Origin of the sequence: Chroococcus sp. FPU101 (genome assembly GCF_017312365.1) — a bacterium.
Lineage (GTDB): Bacteria > Cyanobacteriota > Cyanobacteriia > Cyanobacteriales > Microcystaceae > Chroococcus.
This window is the reverse complement of record NZ_BLJI01000001.1, coordinates 212,727-231,090: the sequence shown is the minus strand read 5'-3', so window position 1 is coordinate 231,090 and position 18,364 is coordinate 212,727. Positions and strand designations below refer to the sequence as shown.

Here is an 18,364-nt window from a genome sequence, read left to right as displayed (position 1 = left end):
CTCAAAAACTTAGTCAACTCATTGTCTAAACAAATCATGAAAACCTTAAATAAACTCGACTTTATCGATTTATCAATCCTGCTACCAGAAATCACAGAGCAAAATACATTAATTGCAGGAGTTGATGAAGTGGGTAGAGGTTGTTTATTTGGCCCTGTGGTTGCTGCTGTCGTGGTTTTACCCGTTTGTGATATTCCAAGACTAATTGAAATTGGAGTTAAAGATAGTAAGCTACTTTCAATTAAAAAAAGAACAGAACTTTTTCACAAAATTTCTAAAATAGTTTTACAATATCGTATTGGTTACGCTAAAGTTCAAGAGATTGATCAGTTTAATATTCTACAAGCATCTTTATTGGCAATGCTGCGTTCAATTAAAAAACTTAAACATCAACCAACAATTTGTTTAGTCGATGGTAGACAAAAAATTCCCAATTTATCTATCCCTCAACATAATATCATCAAAGGAGATCAACGATCGCCCGTTATTGCTGCTGCGAGTATTATTGCAAAAGTATGGCGTGATGATCTCATTCTGCGGTGGGCTAAAAATTACCAAGAATATGATTTAGCAGCGAATAAGGGATACGGAACCCAAAAACATCTAGACGCGATCGCACAATATGGCATATCATCACAGCATCGTCTTTCTTTTCGTCCTTGTCAAATACCTTCAAGCTTAGTTACGACTTATTGACTTTCTTTAACAGGAAGAGTTACCCATCCCATCGAACGATGACCCATTTTAAAAGTAATAGCTTGACTGAGGCCTAATTGTTGTGCCACTTCTGATAATAAAGGTGCTTTTACTTTAGAAATGGGTAGATAACTTGGACAATCATCAAAATCTAGACACAGTACAGTAGAAGTATCCCATTTTTCTCGAAAAATTCGACAGTTTTTCGGCAAAAACTTGACTAACGAGCGAAATCGTGAAATTACCTCTTTTTCTAAATTTTCACTCGTAAAATCTTTAGACGAGGAATAAGGCTGACTCATAAGCTAATTTAGGAGTAATGGTAATCTGACATTCGATCACCTCCTCTCTATGGTACAAACTAAAAGAAAAATCATCGATAAATTTTATTATTGTTTTATCTGTGTTCTTCCCCAGACGTTTTTAATAGTTTAGTTTGACCTTGATCTTTTGTATGATGGCTCACAAAAGCTTTTATTATCTTGCTATTCAATCGTTTTTAAACTTAAAATACATTCCACAAAAATTGATGAATTAGGGATGGTTTGTGGTATAATAGAAAAATCTTAAGTTCTGTAACTACTCATTTGATTTAGTCGTTAATTCGTGTAAAAAAATCTATGAATCCCGAAATTCAGCAAAAAATTGAGCAATTAGTGAACGACAATAAAGTTTTGGTTTTCATGAAAGGCTCTAAATTAATGCCTCAATGTGGTTTTTCTAATAATGTTGTGCAAATATTAAACACATTGGGTGTCCCCTATGAAACTGTAGATATTTTACAAGACTACGAGATCCGTCAAGGTATTAAAGAATATTCTAACTGGCCAACCATTCCTCAAGTGTATATTAATGGCGAATTTGTCGGTGGTTCAGACATTTTAATCGAACTGTATCAAAGTGGTGAATTACAGCAAATCGTAGAAGTCGCCTTGGCATCATAACAATTACCCAGTCATCCAAGGGTAGGTATAGTTAACCTACCCAAAATAAAAGACAACATAAATTAAATTAGTAGTAATCGCGTTCTACTTGAGTTTGAGGAATCGCTAACTCAAAATTGGAAGGATCTCGCAAAAACCGAAAAACTTCCTCTTCTAGACGGTGAATTAAATAGGCTTCGACTAGGTTATTATCACGCAAACAAGATATATAACCATCGACATAAAGTCGCATATAATGAAACGGTAACCGCGTTCCCACAAATCCACCAGATCATCGGTGAGTCTTTGATAATAACGGATAGTAAGAGTATCTTGGAGCATGGAGAGTAACTAACGATTTATAGAATGGATGAGTAAGCAGATGAAAAGTAACAAGCAAGGCGTAATTACACGGAATTAACGCAATTGTATGTGTAAACACTGAACAGTCTTATTTTTATTTTACCCATCTCTTTCGGCAAAAAGAGGGTCGTAGAGTAATTCATGAAAAAATAGCATAATCTAAGAGCTTTTTTTAAGACGACTTGAAATCTCAGTAGCGAATGTTACAACACCTTGACAATGCCTTTGATAGCCTGTCAGTGTGTATCGCTCTTATAGGAACAACAAAGGTGGGATTAGTACATATTTCAATTATTGAAGGGAATCCACACTTGCGATCGCTTTTAGCATGGCATCTACAACAAGCTGGCTATATCGTGCAGCAATGTGCTAATTTACAGCAAGCTAGACACGCATTAGCACATCGTCAACCCACTCTAGTAATTATTGATTCTGATTTACCCGATGGTGACGGGATAGAACTCTGTCGCACTTTAGCAGAACAAAGACAATCTTTAATTCTCATTTTATCAGCCCGCAACGGAGAAAAAGACGTAGTAGACGGCTTAAAAGCGGGTGCCGATGACTATCTCAAAAAACCGTTTGGGATGCAAGAATTTATGGCTAGAGTCGAAGCATTAATTAGGCGACTTAGAATGTCATCAGTCCCTCTCTATCTCGACTATGGAGAACTCAAAATCGATTTAGCACAACGACGTGTACAATTTAAAGGGGAATATATCGAACTTACTCCCCAAGAATTTAGCCTACTCTATGTCTTAGCGCAAGCCGAAGGAAATGCTCTAACTCGTTCTGAATTATTGCGTCGTGCTTGGCCTGATGCCATCGATAACCCGCGTACAATTGATACACACGTACTATCCCTTCGTAAAAAAGTTGAAACAGACCCCAGACAGCCGAGTTTAATTCAAACCGTCCGTAACGTTGGCTATCGTTTTAATCTTGAGGCCTTACAAGAGATTTCGACACCCACTGTAGCACCATCTGTCATTAATCCACTCGTCAGCAATGGTCATCATTCAACCAAAATAGCCGCCCAGTCAATGAAACGTTAATAACGAATTCTCGGGTCGATATACGCATTAATGATATCAATCAGTAGGCTACTTAAAACGACAATCATCGCAAAAAAAGCCATTAACCCTTGTACCGTTGGATAATCTCGCTGAGAAATAGCCTCATACAGACGATTTCCTAAACCAGGCCAAGAGAAAGTCACTTCTGTCAGAACCGCCCCCCCTAATAAAGAGGCAAACGTTAAACCCAAAACCGTAATCACAGGTATCAGAGCATTTTTGAGGGCGTGGGCCATCAAAATTCGTTGTTCTGGAATACCTCTTGCACGGGCCGCCTCGACATAATCTGCTTTTAGAGTTTGTTTGAGATTAATTCTAACCATTCGTTCAAAAATTCCACTTAAAAGGATGCCGAGGGTTAAACTCGGTAGAGCCAGATAATATAAAGTGGTCAAAAAATGCCCAAACTGTCCCGTTAAAAGACTATCAATTGTATACAAACCCGTTACCAAAGGCGGTGGTGACTCATTCAGGGGAAAACGAGTACCCAGGGGAAACCAGCGCAATTGTACAGCAAAAATCAACTGTAGTATCATGCCTACCCAAAATATCGGCAAAGAATAGGTAATAAGACCAAATAAACGACCCCCTGCATCAAACACCGTCCCTGGGCGCGAGGCAGAATAAACTCCTAAACTGACTCCCACAATAACAGCAATCAGCATTCCAAAAAAAGTTAACTCGACGGTTGCAGGAAAATGTTGTTGGATAATTTGCCAAACTGTTACCCCTTTACGGGTAATGGATGCACCCAAATCAAAGCGCAGTAATTGACCCAAATAATTGACATACTGTAACCATAGCGGTTGATTGAGTCCTAATTGTTCTCTTAATGCGGCTTTAGCACTTTCTGGCGCACGATTACCTAAAATTGCGTCGCTCGCATCCCCTGGAGTCGCTCTCAGGAGTAGAAAAACAACGGTAACAATTGTCCACAACATCAGAGGAGCTAACAATAAGCGTACCGCAATGTAGGATTGTAAGGCTTTTAGACGAGACATATTCAGTAATCAGTGACCAGTCATCAGTAAAGAGCCGACGAGAATTTAATGAAAAAAGTTGCTTATTTAATTTTTATTAAATATAAAAAAAAAAACAGGATTTTTTATTCATTATCATTTGAATCTGGATTGGAATCAAGCGGCTTTTCATCAATTCCTAAAGCTTTTTTGCTATTTTTAAGCTGCTTCCACAAGTCTTTAATTTGTCGATAGGCTTCGCCTGGTTTGATTTTACCAGCCGTTTCTAAATTGCACAAATAACTAACTTTTTGAGCAAATTCTTGTAAATTAGCATTAAACACCAAATTCTCTGGCTTAAATTCCCCATGATAGGAACTGCGAGGATAAAAAAAGTTATCTTTGTCATCATTAGTCGGCATAAAAAAACCTCAATATATAAGATATTTGCTTGCTCTTTCCTCGCTTTTAACAATCAGCATTACCTTTTATTGTCCTATAAATATCAATAAATTGAAAGTTTAAACAGCGAAAAAAATAATGATTCCTTGAAAATCAAATGATAATGACAATTTCTAATCTGGTACAAACTCGACTCTACAATCGTTTCCAATCTAAGATAAGCTGAAACTATCATCAATCAAACAAGATACTATAGCCATTATGATAAGGGAAAAACTTTACGAAGGAAAAGCTAAAATTATCTATCCAACGGATGATCCAGAAATTTATTTAACGCATTACAAAGATGATGCTACTGCATTTAACGCTCAAAAAAGAGGACAAATCCCAGGAAAAGGAGAGATTAATTGTACGATCGCCTCATCACTCTTTCAATGGCTAGAATCACTAGGGATTCCGACTCATTACATCGAGCAGCCATCCCCTAATCAAATGCTTGTCCACGCTGTCAAGATCCTACCATTAGAAGTTGTGGTACGCAATATCGCCGCAGGGAGTCTATGTAAACAAACAGGACTTACTGAAGGAACTATTTTACCCTTTCCTCTCGTTGAATTTTATCTCAAAGATGACGCATTAGGTGACCCACTTCTGACCCGCGATCGTATTCTTCTCCTAGAAGTAGCAACACCCGAACAACTCGAACAACTTCAACAACTCGCCCTTTTAATCAATCAACATCTCATTGATTTTTTTAAAAAGTGTGACATTACCTTAGTGGATTTTAAACTAGAATTTGGTCTAGATCATGAACAAAAAATCCGTCTGGCGGATGAAATTAGCCCCGATACGTGCCGCCTGTGGGATAATAACGAAACCGATCCTCAAGCTAGAATTTTGGATAAAGATCGTTTTAGACGAGATTTAGGTAAAATTGAAGACGCTTATCAAAATGTCCAACAGCGCGTCTTAACGCAGATTGCCAAATTGCAATAATAATCTTACTCTTATCAAACATGGAACAATCAGCAAGTGGTCAAGTCACTAAATACTGATTTGACAGCCTGTTGACTCTAGTCATTCAGTGATCAATTTTGGGTGTGGAAGTGCTAAAAAACAATCAACCGTTTTCTTTATTAGTTTGTACGCTAGTAACCATAACAGCGTGGAATATTGCTCCATCAGTCAAAGCAGAGACCACGATCCCAGAAATAACTCCTATTTCTACCCATGAGCTAGAGTCAAATGGAGAAATTAAACCAGAACTAGACTTAGAAACAGCAGAAAAGTTTCCTTTAGTTCAAGAAGTCCAAAAAGAAGCCAATTTAGCCCAAACGCCACAACCTGCGACTGACCCATCCTCACCTGTAGAGTTACCGTCAGATCCCTCATTACAGCTTACTCCCTTCGAGCTACCCCCAAGCGAACAACCCACGACCCCACCAACAATCGAAACGCCAACAACTCCTCAAACTCCAGAACAACCTACTACTCCACCAACAATCGAAACGCCAACAACACCCCCTCAGACTCCAGAACAGCCTACTACCCCACCAACAATTGAAACGCCAACACCTCCTCAGACTCCTGATACGACCGAAACACCACCCGAAGAAGAACCTAGGGTTTTAATCTCAGAAGTTGTTGTTACTGGTGCCAACCCTGAACTAGAAGATCTAATTTACAATACTATTAGGACGCGACCAGGTCGAAGTGCAACGCGAGCGCAACTTCAAGAAGATGTTAACGCTATTTATGCAACGGGATATTTTGCCAAAGTTGATGTCTCACCAGAAGACACCCCGCTAGGTGTTCGGGTTGCTTTTGTTGTTCAACCTAATCCAGTTTTACAAAAGGTAACAATTGATACAACACCTGATATTCAAGGACAACAAGTCTTACCCGATACCGTTGTTACAGAAATTTTTCAAGAGCAATACGGTCAAATTCTCAATCTTAGAGACGTGCAAGAAAGCGTTAGACAGATTAATGAATGGTACAGTAAAAATGGCTATGATCTCGCTCAAGTGGTTGGTGCGCCTCAAATTGCTGAAGATGGCACCCTAATTTTAGTAATTGCGGAAGGATACATCGAAGATATTCGGGTGAGATTTTTTACCAAAGAAGAAGAATCCGTTGACGGTCGTACGAGAGATTTTATTATTACCCGCGAAATGGAGTTAAAACCGGGGAACGTTTTTAATCGAAATACCGCTCAAAGAGATTTACAGCGTGTGTTCGGACTCGGTATCTTTGAGGATGTCCGCTTGTCATTTGATCAAGGAACAGAACCAGGGCAAGTCGTTGTTAATGTGGATACAGTTGAAGGGCGTACAGGATCGATCGCAGCAGGGGCAGGTTTTAGCTCCAATAGTGGTTTATTCGGTAGTGTGAGTTATCAACAGCAAAACCTCGGTGGGAATAACCATACCCTCGGAGCAGAATTGCAGGTTGGTCAACGAGAATTATTATTTGATGTTAGTTTTACCGATCCTTGGATCGCAACTGACCCCTATCGCACCTCCTACACCGTTAATGCTTTCCGTCGTCGTTCGATCTCATTGGTATACGACGGTGAAGATACCAACATTCGTACCGAAAATGGCAACGATAGCCCCAGAATTGTTCGGACAGGGGGGGGGATTACCTTTGTTCGTCCCTTGGCTAAAAACGTCTATACCAAGCCAGATTGGACACTCTCAGCAGGACTCTTGTATCAACACGTTGAGGTGAAAAACGCCGATGGAGAGATCTCCCCTCGCGCTCGTGAACAAGATAATAGAATTAGGCTGGCGTACAATGATAGTGGGATCGATGACATCGTTTTACTGACGTTTGGTGCAACCCGCGACTTTCGTGATAATCCCACACAGCCGACGAGTGGTTCTTTATTGCGTCTCGGTGCCGAACAGAGTATCGGGATTAGTTCAATTTTTTACAATCGAATTCGTGCTAGTTATAGCTACTATATTCCAGTGAGAATCCTGACCTTTGATTTTATGAAAGGGCCACAAACTCTAGCTTTTAACGTACAAGGCGGTACCGTAATTGGTGGTTTTCCTCCCTATGAAGCGTTTGTTATTGGTGGCAGTAACTCCGTTAGAGGCTATGCAGAAGGGGAATTAGGAAGCGGTAGTTCATATGCTCAATTTACGGCTGAGTATCGTTTTCCTATTATTTCGATCGTTGGTGGAGCCTTATTTTTTGATGCGGCGACTAATTTGGGAACAGGTAACAGTGTTCGCGGTAATCCAAATGGAATTCGTGATCTCCCAGGAAGTGGTTTCGGTTATGGTTTAGGAGTTAGGGTTCAATCTCCTGTAGGTTCGATTCGAGTCGATTATGGTTTTAATGATCAAGGGGATTCTCGAATACACTTTGCAATCGGAGAACGTTTCTAATGATTAATAGTACAATGACTCAATCGGTTACTCTTTCAGGCGTGGGTCTACATTCTGGCGAAATGACCCAAGTTACCATCCATCGGGCTAATACTGGAGAGGGGCGTTATTTTGTAAGGGTTGATTTACCCTCTCAACCCATCATCAAAGCGCAAGTCTCATCGGTTGGTCAAACGACGCTTTCTACTGAATTAGTTGCAGGAGAAGCCAAAGTAAGAACTGTTGAACATCTCCTTGCTGCTTTAACGGGATGTGGTGTTACAGATGCTCGCATCGAAATTAATGGGGGTGAAGTTCCGCTACTCGATGGCAGTGCTAAACTTTGGACAGAAGCTTTACAGCAAGCGGGAATGGTGTCAGACTTTAAAAACGCTGATCCAATTTGTTCTCCGATTTGGATTTATGATCAAGATCTATTTGTCGCGGCTATTCCTTCTTCTGAACTTCGTTTTACCTATGGCATTGATTTTTCCTATTCGGCAATTGGGAAACAATGGTATAGCTGGAATCCAAGTTTAGAAAAGTTTGTTGATGCGATCGCACCTGCTAGAACGTTTGGTTTTGCGGATCAAATTGAACATCTACAACAAGTGGGTTTAATTAAAGGAGGTAGTTTAGAAAATGCTTTAGTCTGCGATGATCAAGGCTGGCTCAATCCTCCTCTTAGATTTGAGAATGAACCCGCTAGACACAAATTACTCGATCTAATTGGAGATCTAAGTTTACTCAGAACAATTCCTCAAGCGCATTATATCGCTTACAAAGCCAGTCATCATTTACATCTAAAATTAGCTAAAGCCATTCAAGAACAAACACTGTAATTTTTTAACTTATCCTCAAAGTTAGATGTAATTCAGACGAGTGATTGCAACAATAACGATATCGCTGTCTACATCTATTGTTGTCTAGTCATGAAAGAATTAATCTTATCTGCGAGTGATAGCCCTGCTGAATTTAGAAATGGCTCGATTTTTTTCGTTGGCACTGCCACAATTATTCTACGCTATGCTGGTTTTACCATTTTAACTGACCCGAATTTCCTGCATCAGGGGGATCATGCTCATTTAGGTCATGGTATGACTTCTCGTCGTCTAACAAATCCCGCCATTGAAATAGAAGATTTACCACCCTTAGATTTAGTCGTACTTTCCCATATGCACGGAGATCATTTTGATCAGATTGCCTCCGAAAAGCTCAATAAAACTTTACCAATTGTGACAACACACCACGCTACTAAATCACTTCATAAACAAGGTTTTACATCTCTTTATGGGTTAGACACTTGGGAAAGTATCAGTATTCATAAAGGAGAAAGTAATTTAAAAATTACGTCTATGCCAGGACGACACGGCCCAATTATCATAGCGACTGCACTGCCTGAAGTGATGGGAAGTATACTAGAATTTCAAGAAAAAGGACAAACGCGCTTTTGTCTATACATCACTGGAGATACCTTAATCATTGAGCAATTAAAAGAAATTCCGAAACGTTATCCTCATATTGATGTGGGATTATTTCATTTAGGTGGCACCAGAATTTTTGGCATTTTGGTCACAATGGATCATAAACAGGGAATAGAAGCACTGCAAATCATTAATCCTCACGTGGCAATTCCGATACACTACAACGATTATGAAGTTTTCAGATCACCTTTAGAAGATTTTAAAGATGCTGTTCGTGAAGCTGGACTAGAAAATAAAGTTAAATATCTTAATCATGGCGATACCTATACCTTTGAGGTGGCTGTTACGCACTAGACAAAATATTTGCAAAAATTTAGAAAAAATTAGGAAACTAAAAGAAATATCTAAAATCTTCTAATCTAAGAAAGAAACCACTTCAGTAGCCAGAACCGATCATGATAACAGCTAATCTAGCAGAGATAACCCCTAACAAAACACGCTACATTCCCCGTAATCATCGCCGTATTCTCTGTGTTTTCCCCAAATATAGTCGCTCTTTTGGCACATTTCATTATGCTTACCCCCTGATGGGTAGAGTTAAAGCGTTTATGCCACCTCAAGGAATTTTGGTCGTTGCGGCCTATTTACCGAAAGAATGGGACATCCGTTTGATTGATGAAAATATAACTCCAGCATCACCAAAAGACTATCTTTGGGCAGATGTCGTAATTGTTAGTGGTATGCACATCCAACGACCCCAAATCAATCGAATTAATCAATTAGCCCATCAAGCGGGTAAAATAACGGTTGTTGGTGGCCCTTCAGTTTCAGCTTGTCCTGAATATTATCCCGATTTTGATCTATTGCATATCGGCGAATTAGGCGATGCAACCGATGATTTGGTTCAATATTTAGACGAACACAAAGAACGACCTACAAAACAAATTCAGTTTCAAACCAAAGAAAGATTACCGCTTAATGAGTTTCCCATACCCGCTTATCATTTAATTAATTTAAGTCAATATTTTATCGGTAGTATTCAGTTTTCGAGTGGTTGCCCCTATAACTGTGAATTTTGCGATATTCCGACTTTATATGGACGAAACCCACGACTGAAAACCCCACAGCAAATTATTGCGGAATTAGATGCCATCTTAGCATCAGGAAATCCTGGGGCGATTTATTTTGTCGATGATAATTTTGTTGGAAATCGTAAAGCGATTAGTGAATTGCTGCCCTATTTGATTGAATGGCAGAAAAAAAATGGCTATCCTGTCCAATTTGCCTGTGAAGCCACCCTAAATTTAGCCCAAAGTCCTAAATTATTAGAAATGATGAGAGAGGCGTATTTTGGAACGGTTTTTTGTGGAATAGAAACACCAGAACCAGAAGCCTTACAAGCCATTTCTAAACAGCATAATTTAAGTATGCCAATTTTAGAAGCCGTGAAAATTTTAAATAGCTATGGTTTAGAAGTCGTTTCTGGAATTATTTTAGGCTTTGATACAGACACACCGAAAACCGTTGATCATATTTTGGAATTTATTCGAGTGTCTCAAATTCCCATGTTAACGATTAATTTACTCTATGCACTACCTAAAACGGCTTTATGGGAACGCTTAGAAAAAGAAGATCGAATTGTTAGTGATGAAGGTCGAGAATCAAATATTAAATTTTTAATGCCATATGAAGAAGTGGTTGCTATGTGGAAAAAATGTATTACCACTGCTTACAGTCCCGAATTTCTATATGAACGTTTTGCTTATAATTCAGTACATACGTTTTCTAATCGGATTGAAGTTCCTAATAGCCCAGCGCGAACTTCTAGAGCAAATATTATTAAAGGTTTAACTATTCTAGGCAATCTAATCATTAGAGTGGGTCTATTTAGTCATTATCGTAAAACCTTTTGGAACATGGCTTGGCCTGCACTAAAAAAAGGGAATATACAAACCTTAATTCATATTGCTTTAGTGAGCCATCATTTAATACAATTTACAATTGATTGCACAAAAGACGATGAATCAGCTTCTTTTTATTCCCAAAAAGTGAGATCTTAAAAATAAAAAAGACTGGATTAATTGAAAACTAAACCAGTCATTTCTATAAATGATTAAATTAATTAATGTTGACAAGAGCCACAATTAGACTAGCGTAAAGTTGGCTTAAAAACGTTTTTGTCTGCGGTTACCGCCACCGCCGCCGCCACCAAATGACGAGCCTCTATCTTCTCTTTCACGAGCTTGATTAACTTTTAATTCGCGTCCCATCCATTCTGCACCATCTAATGCAGCAATAGCCGCCGCTTCTTGGGCTTTAGTTTCCATCTCTACAAAAGCGAAACCACGTTTCTTTCCAGTTTCCCGGTCAGTAGGAATATGAACTCGTTGAACCTTGCCGTATTCAGTAAAGACATCAACAAGATCTTCTTGAGTAATCTCGTAGGAGAGATTGCCTACAAAAATAGACATAACTGTTTACCTTGAACAAATCAAAATGTATAGAGAGACAAAATCGGGGAAAGAAGCTGACCAATACTAAATCTACGAAACCTATTGAGTTAATACGGACAACGAACTTGAACGCTAATCTTGATTCTCGTCATCTAGTTTAGCATAAAAGTCAGATCACATCTAATCAAATTGGCTCTGACACGTTATTTAACAATTGTTTTAATGGAGAATGAAAACCATAGAATAACAATTATGTTAAACAGAATTTAATTGAAGCTTATCAAAGCACTTTTGGTGAGAAAGGGTGTATGATCCGTACTTTCAGAAAACTTAATATAAAGACAAGATCGACAATAGTAGTGATATAAAAGAATGATTTGTTATGTTTCTAGTTACTGGGGCTACTGGCTCACTGGGTCGCAGAATTGTTCGTCAGTTACGAGAGGCTAATCTTCCTGTGCGGGCGTTTGTTCGTCTTTTCTCTCGCTACAATGAATTAGAGGATCGTGGTGCAGAAATTTTCATCGGCGATCTTAAACAAGATAAAGATATTGCTAAAGCGTGTCAAGGCGTTGATTATATCATTAGCGCACATGGTTCGGGTAATGATACACAAGCTTTAGATTATCGAGCCAATATTGAATTAATCGATCAAGCTTTAGCGAATGGGGTTAAGCATTTTGTCTACATCTCCGTTTTAGGGGTGGAGCGAAATTATTCTGATGCACCTGTCTTTAAGGCGAAACGAGAAGTAGAAAAATATCTAATTAATAGCGGTTTATCTTACACGATTCTTAGACCGTCGGGTTTTGCTAATAACTTACTCCCTTTAGCCGAACGTTTTAAAGATACGGGAATTTATCTTTTAATTGGAGATCCTCAACATCGTTCATCAATCGTTAGTACAGATGACTTAGCCCGAATTGCGATCGCTTCTGTCTCCACTGAAGGCGCGAAAAATCAAATCTTTGCCGTTGGTGGGCCCGATATTCTTAATAGAGAAGATATTCCTCGGATTTTCGCTCATCTGTTTAGCCAAGATCCCATTATTATTAATCCTCCTCTATTTGTTTTTGATGGATTACGAACAGGACTGGGTTTATTCAATCCACAATTACAGCGTTCTTTAGGAACATTAAGAACCCTACTTGCCCATGAATTTTATTGTACTCCAGACGAAATTAATCGTTTAGAAACCGTCTATAACTTTAAGCTAGAGTCCTTAGAAAGTTTCTTGCGTCGTTATCTCGGATAATCTTAAACTAAACAGAACATTTCAAGAAATAGGATCAAGTATGGCATCATGGCTTAACCGAATGTCTGGAAAAACCCGCTATATGGTTTGTCGGGTGATGATACATCTAGCGGGTGATGAAATTGCTCCACTATTAGGCTTACTCAATGAAAAAGGCAGAGAAGCGATCAACGCAGAGGGCGATTTACAGGTCTTAGGAGAAGGTTTAGTTGAAATTTGTCAAAATTTGCTTCAGATGAACCTCTACTGGTTTTCTGTATCTAATGAGGGTGATGTTTTGTGGAAAGAGGAAGACGCAGGAAACTATGTGACAGAATTATTTACCGATTCGGCGCAACGCTATCTTAGTGAACCGAATTACGGTAGACCAGTAGGGGAAAACGAACCTTTTTCAATTCCCATTACCCATAATTTAGTTGTTATGATCACAATAGCGGCAACAGGTGAAAGTTCAGCTTTAGAAACCAGTTTAGGGGATCGAGATGTACTAGAAGATGCACTAAAAGCGATTATTAATTTACACTATCAAGGTAGATTAGAAGCAATTCAGGTTCAATTTTCACCCGCACAATTTGGGGATGAATTAACCAATGATCAATTGTTGCTGAACTTTCCTGAATTAGTTCCGTTATAACTTGACACCATAGAAAAATCTTAATCTGATCCATGATATTTCGTCAATTCACCGCCCTTTTGATGGCCCTGACTTTGTGTTTTTCCACTGTTTCTTGTGGAACCAATTCATCTAAGGTAACTCAATCTCAACAACCAACATCCAATACTACACCTACGGCTGTTAATAATACATCAGCGATCGCAGATGGACGCTATCCCTTACAGCAAGCATCCTATGATGATGCAGACGGAACCTATAGCCTAACATTGCTCAATACCCCCCCTGGCACGCCTCCTCTATATCGAGTCAGCAATCTACAGATGGCCCGCTTAACCGAGGAACAAATTGCTCAAGGGGAAAAATCCTATTTAGAGGTTAAAGATAATACTCCAGTCTTATACTTGACTGAAGACTTTAAGATTGACTACATTCACAACGTTACCGAAACCAGAGAAAACCCACAAACTGGACAAACAGAAACCGTTGTAGTTCGTCAAGAGTCTAATTTCTGGAGTCCCTTTGCAGGTGCATTGGCGGGTCAAGCCATTGGTAGTCTATTATTTAGACCTCAATACTATGTACCTCCTGTTTATCAACCAGGTGGTTTGAGAGGCTTTGGCGGTTACGGAAATACCTATAATGGGGCTGTACAACGTTACAGAACAACCTATAACGCGCCTCCTGCTGCCGTAAGAAATCGTGAAACCTTCCGTACCACTGGAGGTCTCAGAAGAACGCCTTCTACTACTGTTAGACAGCCTGCACCTTCAACAGGAACAAAATCTACTGGTTCAGGTTATGGAACCAGTCGTTTAAAAACTGGCCCTGGTTCTTCATCGACTAGACCTCGTTCGGGTTTTGGTACCAGTCCTGGGGTACGTCGTGCGCCGACTCGAAGTTTTCGACGCAGATAGAAATAAAGTGATCGTTTAAATATTAAATCATCATCGGGGTTTGAGGTTTCAAGCCTCGATTTTTTATAGTTACTGGCCAACCTGTTATGAGATCATGAATATAGAGAGAACAAATGACAATAAACAAAGTTTTAAGAAAATGGCATCGAATCAAAAAACAGTTGTAATCACAGGTACTTCTTCTGGAGTTGGTTTATATGCAGCAAAAGCCTTAGCTAAAAGAGGTTGGTTTGTTGTGATGGCTTGTCGGAATATCGCAAAAACTGAAGCAGCAGCGCAAGAAGTCGGCATCCCAAAAGACAGCTACACTATTATGCAAATTGATTTAGCCGATTTAGCCAGCGTTCGCCGATTTGTCCAGAATTTTCGCGCTTCTGGCCGTTCTTTAGAGGCTTTAGTCGGTAATGCAGCGATTTATATGCCTTTACTCAAAGAACCGCTACGGAGTCCCGAAGGTTATGAATTAAGTATGGCAACAAATCATTTAGGTCATTTCCTCTTGTGTAACATGATGCTAGAGGATATGAAAAAATCGACTTACCCTGATCGTCGGATGATTATTTTAGGTACAGTTACTCATAATCCTGATGAATTGGGGGGTAAGATTCCGCCGCGTCCAGATTTGGGCAATTTAGAAGGCTTTGCCAAAGGATTTAAAGCCCCCGTCTCGATGGCAGATGGTAGAAAGTTTGAATCCGTTAAAGCCTATAAAGATAGTAAAGTGTGTAATGTCTTGACGATGCGCGAACTCCATCGCCGTTATCATGAATCTACAGGAATTACTTTTACCTCTCTTTATCCAGGATGCGTTGCTGATACTCCCCTCTTCCGTAACCATTACCCCTTATTCCAAAAGCTTTTCCCTTGGTTCCAAAAAAACATTACAGGTGGCTATGTCTCCCAAGAATTAGCAGGAGAGCGAGTTGCTCAAGTTGTTGCTGATCCTGAGTATAAACAATCTGGGGCTTATTGGAGTTGGGGCAATCGTCAGAAAAAAGGTCGTAAATCTTTTGTGCAAGCCGTCTCACCGCAAGCCCGTGATGACGAAAAAGCAGTCCTAGTGTGGGATTTGAGTAAAAAACTCGTTGGTCTAGCATAAGTGCTAAAAACAAGATTCCCCCTCTCCTGTTCTATTTGAGGGGGGTTTGGAAAAATTAAGAAGAATTCCGCTTTTTCTGCTTTTATTGTGATTTATTTACATTCTATCAACCGAAACGTCCATTAATATAGGCTTCTGCTTCTTGAGTCTTGGGAACTTTAAAAATTTCTTCTGTTGGGCTAAACTCAACTAATCTACCGCGTCGTTTGCCATGATCGTCCGTTTCTGTATTAAAAAATCCTGTCCAATCAGAAACTCTTGACGCTTGCTGCATATTATGCGTCACCATAATAATCGTATAGTGTTCCTTCAATTCTAAGCAAAGTTCTTCAACTTGACGGGTTGAAATTGGATCAAGCGCAGAACAAGGTTCATCCATTAATAGTACATCAGGTTTCATAGCGATCGCCCTGGCTATACAAAGTCGTTGCTGTTGTCCACCCGATAAAGCTGTTCCTTTAGCTTTTAGTTTATCCTTAACCTCATCCCAAATCGCAGCGCGTCGTAGAGAACTTTCGACTAACTCATCGATATTACCCTTATACCCATTCGCTACAGGTGCATAAGCAATATTGTCATAGATTGATTTTGGAAAAGGATTCGGTCTTTGAAAAACCATGCCGATTTGCTTTCGGAGTTTAACAGAATTGATCTTAGAATCGTAAATATTGCGATCATGGTAGACCAGTTTTCCCTCTACCCTAGCACCAGGAATTAGATCATTCATCCGATTAAAGCAACGGAGTAATGTACTTTTCCCACATCCTGACGGCCCGATAAAAGCAATAATTTGATTCTTGGGAATTTTTAGATAGACTTCCTGAAGAGCTAACAGTTGTGAATAGTATACCTTCACCCCTTCAAGCGTAAATACAGCGCGATCTTGTAAATTTTTAGGATCGTGTTGAGTCATCGTGTGTTCTCCTTGTAAGTTTAATGTGAAAAACGTTGTCGGATATAAATTGCAGTTCCATTGAGTGCCAAAATCAAAAGCAACAAAACGATAATGGTTGCTGCTGCGGCATTAGCAAAACCAGGTTCGGGACGGGTAATATAGCTATAAATCTGAATCGGTAAAGCCATAAAACGATTAAATAAACCAGGGTTAAAAGTGAGAAAACTGACCGCACCGACGACAATCAAACTAGCCGCATCCCCAATCGCACGAGAAACCGAAATAATAACACCTGTCAGAATCCCTGGAACAGCATAAGGGATAACATGATGTCTAATCGTGTTCCATTTAGTAACCCCTAAACCAAAAGCCGCGTGTCTCAAGGAATCTGGAACAGCGCGAATCGCCTCACGAGAGGTCACAATAATCACAGGTAAAGACAGTAAGGCTAATGTTAAAGCACCTGAAATCAGAGTCGGGCCGAAACCGAGAAAATAGTTAAAAACACTTAAACCGAGTAATCCATAGACAATAGAAGGAACACCCGCGAGATTACTGATATTAATTTCAATTAGCGATGTCCACCAAGTTTTCGGGGCATATTCTTCGAGATAAATCGCCGTTCCCACACCAATCGGTACTGCTGTTAAGATAACGATAATACCTAAAAGCATACTCCCAATCAAAGCAGGAGCAATTCCGCCGACTTCAGGAAAACGCGAGGGGGTTTCTGTAATAAAACCAGGGGTCAAAAATCGGCCTAATCCCACTCGTAAAACGTCAAACAGAAGCAAAGCGAGGACAAATAACCCAGTGAGTAAGCCCAGTAAAAATAGTTTTTCAAAGATTTGGCCTACTCTTTCTCGCTGTTCGATGTTGTCAGTAAATCTATCCGCAGTATCTAAATTTTGTCTATTACTAATGGTCATAATGATTCCAAACGAAAATTTTAGTCGTATTTTTCTTTAAAGCGACGAGCAATCCAATAACTAACCAGATTTAGGATCAAAGTCAGCACGAATAAAACGGCCCCGACGGCATATAAAGTTTTAAAATTCAGGCTACCGCGTGGACTATCCCCCCCTGAAATCTGCGCCATGTATGCAGTCATCGTTGCGATCGCTTCAAAGGGGTTGAGGGTTATTCTCGGTTGTAGTCCCGCAGCAATTACTACCGTCATCGTTTCACCAACCGCCCGCGAAATTCCTAGAATGATTGAGGCGATAATTCCTGAAAGTGCAGCAGGTAGAACGACTTTAAAGATAGTTTCTAGTTTAGTCATTCCTAAAGCATAAGACCCTTCCCGCAAGGCTGACGGAACCGCCCTAATTGAGTCTAAGCTAATTGAGCCAACGGTGGGAGTAATCATAATTCCCATCATCAATCCTGCACTTAAGGCGTTAAAAACTTCTAACGGAAAAATATTTCGTAAAAAAGGAGTGACGAATAAAAGAGCAAAATAGCCATAAACTACGGTGGGAACCCCTGCTAGGAGTTCGACAGCAGGACGTAAAAAAGCCGCTACTCTGGGTTTGGCGTATTCACCAAGATAAATTGCTGATGATAGTCCTAATGGAATTGCGACTGCCATAGCGATCGCAGTGGTGAGCAATGTACCATTAACTAACGGCCAAACTCCAAAATGTCTTTGGGCAAATAACGGAGTCCATTTAGTATCCAGAAAGAAATCCGCAAAAGAAACTTCTTGAAAAAACTCAAAAGTGACCTGAAAGATAATCCCTACAATCCCAAATGTTGTAATCAGGGACACTAAAGTACAAGCAAATAAAACAACGCTTACAAGTTTGTCTTTGATATCTTCCCCTGGTTTCGTTTCAAGATCGACTAATTGTTCGGTAAAACTATATAAATTATCTTGAGGTTCAGAACTTTGCATCATTAATATCCA

The 18,364-nt window shown here is 39.6% G+C and carries 19 protein-coding genes and 1 pseudogene; 12 read left to right on the top strand and 8 right to left on the bottom strand.

The genetic code is table 11. From position 1 onward, the window contains the following. Positions 1–36 precede the first annotated feature (36 nt). Entirely contained in the window at positions 37–696 is a 660-nt protein-coding gene (locus CFPU101_RS00840; protein WP_206813446.1) for a ribonuclease HII, read from the top strand. On the opposite strand, the gene CFPU101_RS00835 is transcribed toward CFPU101_RS00840, so the two are convergent. Beyond that, positions 690–998 (bottom strand): hypothetical protein, encoded by a 309-nt coding sequence (locus CFPU101_RS00835; protein ID WP_206813445.1) that lies wholly within the window; start codon positions 996–998, stop codon positions 690–692. The two genes, CFPU101_RS00840 and CFPU101_RS00835, sit on opposite strands and share 7 nt — an antisense overlap. 318 nt (positions 999–1,316) lie before the next feature. On the opposite strand from CFPU101_RS00835, the gene grxD reads away from it, so the two are divergent. After that, entirely contained in the window at positions 1,317–1,640 is a 324-nt protein-coding gene (grxD, locus tag CFPU101_RS00830) for a Grx4 family monothiol glutaredoxin (protein ID WP_206813444.1), read from the top strand. Positions 1,641–1,707: 67 nt separating this feature from the next. Here grxD and CFPU101_RS00825 read toward each other — a convergent pair. Continuing rightward, a pseudogene (locus tag CFPU101_RS00825) lies at positions 1,708–1,961 on the bottom strand (DUF6761 family protein). A 290-nt stretch (positions 1,962–2,251) separates the two neighbouring features. On the opposite strand from CFPU101_RS00825, the gene CFPU101_RS00820 reads away from it, so the two are divergent. Continuing rightward, the gene (locus tag CFPU101_RS00820; protein WP_206813443.1) at positions 2,252–3,037 is read left to right on the top strand and encodes a response regulator transcription factor; all 786 of its coding nucleotides are present in this window, start codon (positions 2,252–2,254) and stop codon (positions 3,035–3,037) included. On the opposite strand, the gene CFPU101_RS00815 is transcribed toward CFPU101_RS00820, so the two are convergent. Both CFPU101_RS00815 and CFPU101_RS00810 read right to left on the bottom strand, forming a co-directional pair. Continuing rightward, positions 3,034–4,059 carry an ABC transporter permease gene (locus tag CFPU101_RS00815; protein ID WP_206813442.1) on the bottom strand — a complete coding sequence of 342 codons (1,026 nt, stop codon included), beginning with the start codon at positions 4,057–4,059 and terminating at the stop codon, positions 3,034–3,036. The two genes, CFPU101_RS00820 and CFPU101_RS00815, sit on opposite strands and share 4 nt — an antisense overlap. Positions 4,060–4,163: 104 nt before the next feature. Next, a complete protein-coding gene (locus CFPU101_RS00810) occupies positions 4,164–4,439 on the bottom strand; it encodes a hypothetical protein (protein ID WP_206813441.1) in 276 nt (91 codons plus the stop codon). 241 nt (positions 4,440–4,680) lie between these two features. Between CFPU101_RS00810 and purC the strand changes: the two genes are divergently transcribed. From purC to CFPU101_RS00785, 5 genes are all read left to right on the top strand, one after another. Next, on the top strand, positions 4,681–5,415 hold the full coding sequence (gene purC, locus CFPU101_RS00805; RefSeq protein ID WP_277988717.1) for a phosphoribosylaminoimidazolesuccinocarboxamide synthase: 735 nt from the start codon (positions 4,681–4,683) through the stop codon (positions 5,413–5,415). A 452-nt stretch (positions 5,416–5,867) separates the two neighbouring features. Further along, positions 5,868–7,820 carry a BamA/TamA family outer membrane protein gene (locus tag CFPU101_RS00800; protein ID WP_374191920.1) on the top strand — a complete coding sequence of 651 codons (1,953 nt, stop codon included), beginning with the start codon at positions 5,868–5,870 and terminating at the stop codon, positions 7,818–7,820. Next, positions 7,820–8,641: a UDP-3-O-acyl-N-acetylglucosamine deacetylase gene (lpxC, locus tag CFPU101_RS00795; protein ID WP_374191917.1), complete on the top strand. Its 822-nt coding sequence runs from the start codon at positions 7,820–7,822 to the stop codon at positions 8,639–8,641. Before CFPU101_RS00800 ends, lpxC begins: the two co-directional genes overlap by 1 nt. A 90-nt stretch (positions 8,642–8,731) precedes the next feature. Next, positions 8,732–9,577, top strand: coding sequence for an MBL fold metallo-hydrolase (locus tag CFPU101_RS00790; protein ID WP_206813440.1), 846 nt, complete (start codon positions 8,732–8,734; stop codon positions 9,575–9,577). 101 nt (positions 9,578–9,678) lie between these two features. Then, positions 9,679–11,283 (top strand): B12-binding domain-containing radical SAM protein, encoded by a 1,605-nt coding sequence (locus CFPU101_RS00785; RefSeq protein ID WP_206813439.1) that lies wholly within the window; start codon positions 9,679–9,681, stop codon positions 11,281–11,283. A 105-nt stretch (positions 11,284–11,388) separates the two neighbouring features. On the opposite strand, the gene CFPU101_RS00780 is transcribed toward CFPU101_RS00785, so the two are convergent. After that, positions 11,389–11,694, bottom strand: a complete 306-nt coding sequence (locus CFPU101_RS00780) for an RNA-binding protein (protein ID WP_206813438.1) — start codon at positions 11,692–11,694, stop codon at positions 11,389–11,391. A 364-nt stretch (positions 11,695–12,058) separates the two neighbouring features. Here CFPU101_RS00780 and CFPU101_RS00775 point away from each other — a divergent pair, with 364 nt between their 5' ends. From CFPU101_RS00775 to CFPU101_RS00760, 4 genes are all read left to right on the top strand, one after another. Next, positions 12,059–12,931 carry an SDR family oxidoreductase gene (locus CFPU101_RS00775; protein ID WP_206813437.1) on the top strand — a complete coding sequence of 291 codons (873 nt, stop codon included), beginning with the start codon at positions 12,059–12,061 and terminating at the stop codon, positions 12,929–12,931. A 40-nt stretch (positions 12,932–12,971) separates the two neighbouring features. Beyond that, entirely contained in the window at positions 12,972–13,565 is a 594-nt protein-coding gene (locus tag CFPU101_RS00770; RefSeq protein WP_206813436.1) for a DUF1517 domain-containing protein, read from the top strand. A 32-nt stretch (positions 13,566–13,597) separates the two neighbouring features. Continuing rightward, a complete protein-coding gene (locus CFPU101_RS00765; protein WP_206813435.1) occupies positions 13,598–14,461 on the top strand; it encodes a hypothetical protein in 864 nt (287 codons plus the stop codon). Between the two features lie 139 nt (positions 14,462–14,600). Then, positions 14,601–15,560, top strand: coding sequence for a protochlorophyllide reductase (locus CFPU101_RS00760; RefSeq protein ID WP_206813434.1), 960 nt, complete (start codon positions 14,601–14,603; stop codon positions 15,558–15,560). 106 nt (positions 15,561–15,666) lie between these two features. On the opposite strand, the gene pstB is transcribed toward CFPU101_RS00760, so the two are convergent. The 3 genes from pstB to pstC are packed head-to-tail and all read right to left on the bottom strand — an operon-like array spanning position 15,667 to position 18,352. Continuing rightward, positions 15,667–16,473, bottom strand: coding sequence for a phosphate ABC transporter ATP-binding protein PstB (gene pstB / locus CFPU101_RS00755; protein WP_206813433.1), 807 nt, complete (start codon positions 16,471–16,473; stop codon positions 15,667–15,669). A gap of 20 nt (positions 16,474–16,493) precedes the next feature. After that, a complete protein-coding gene (gene pstA / locus CFPU101_RS00750; protein ID WP_206813432.1) occupies positions 16,494–17,384 on the bottom strand; it encodes a phosphate ABC transporter permease PstA in 891 nt (296 codons plus the stop codon). A 20-nt stretch (positions 17,385–17,404) separates the two neighbouring features. Next, positions 17,405–18,352, bottom strand: a complete 948-nt coding sequence (pstC, locus tag CFPU101_RS00745) for a phosphate ABC transporter permease subunit PstC (RefSeq protein WP_206813738.1) — start codon at positions 18,350–18,352, stop codon at positions 17,405–17,407. Positions 18,353–18,364: the final 12 nt, after the last annotated feature.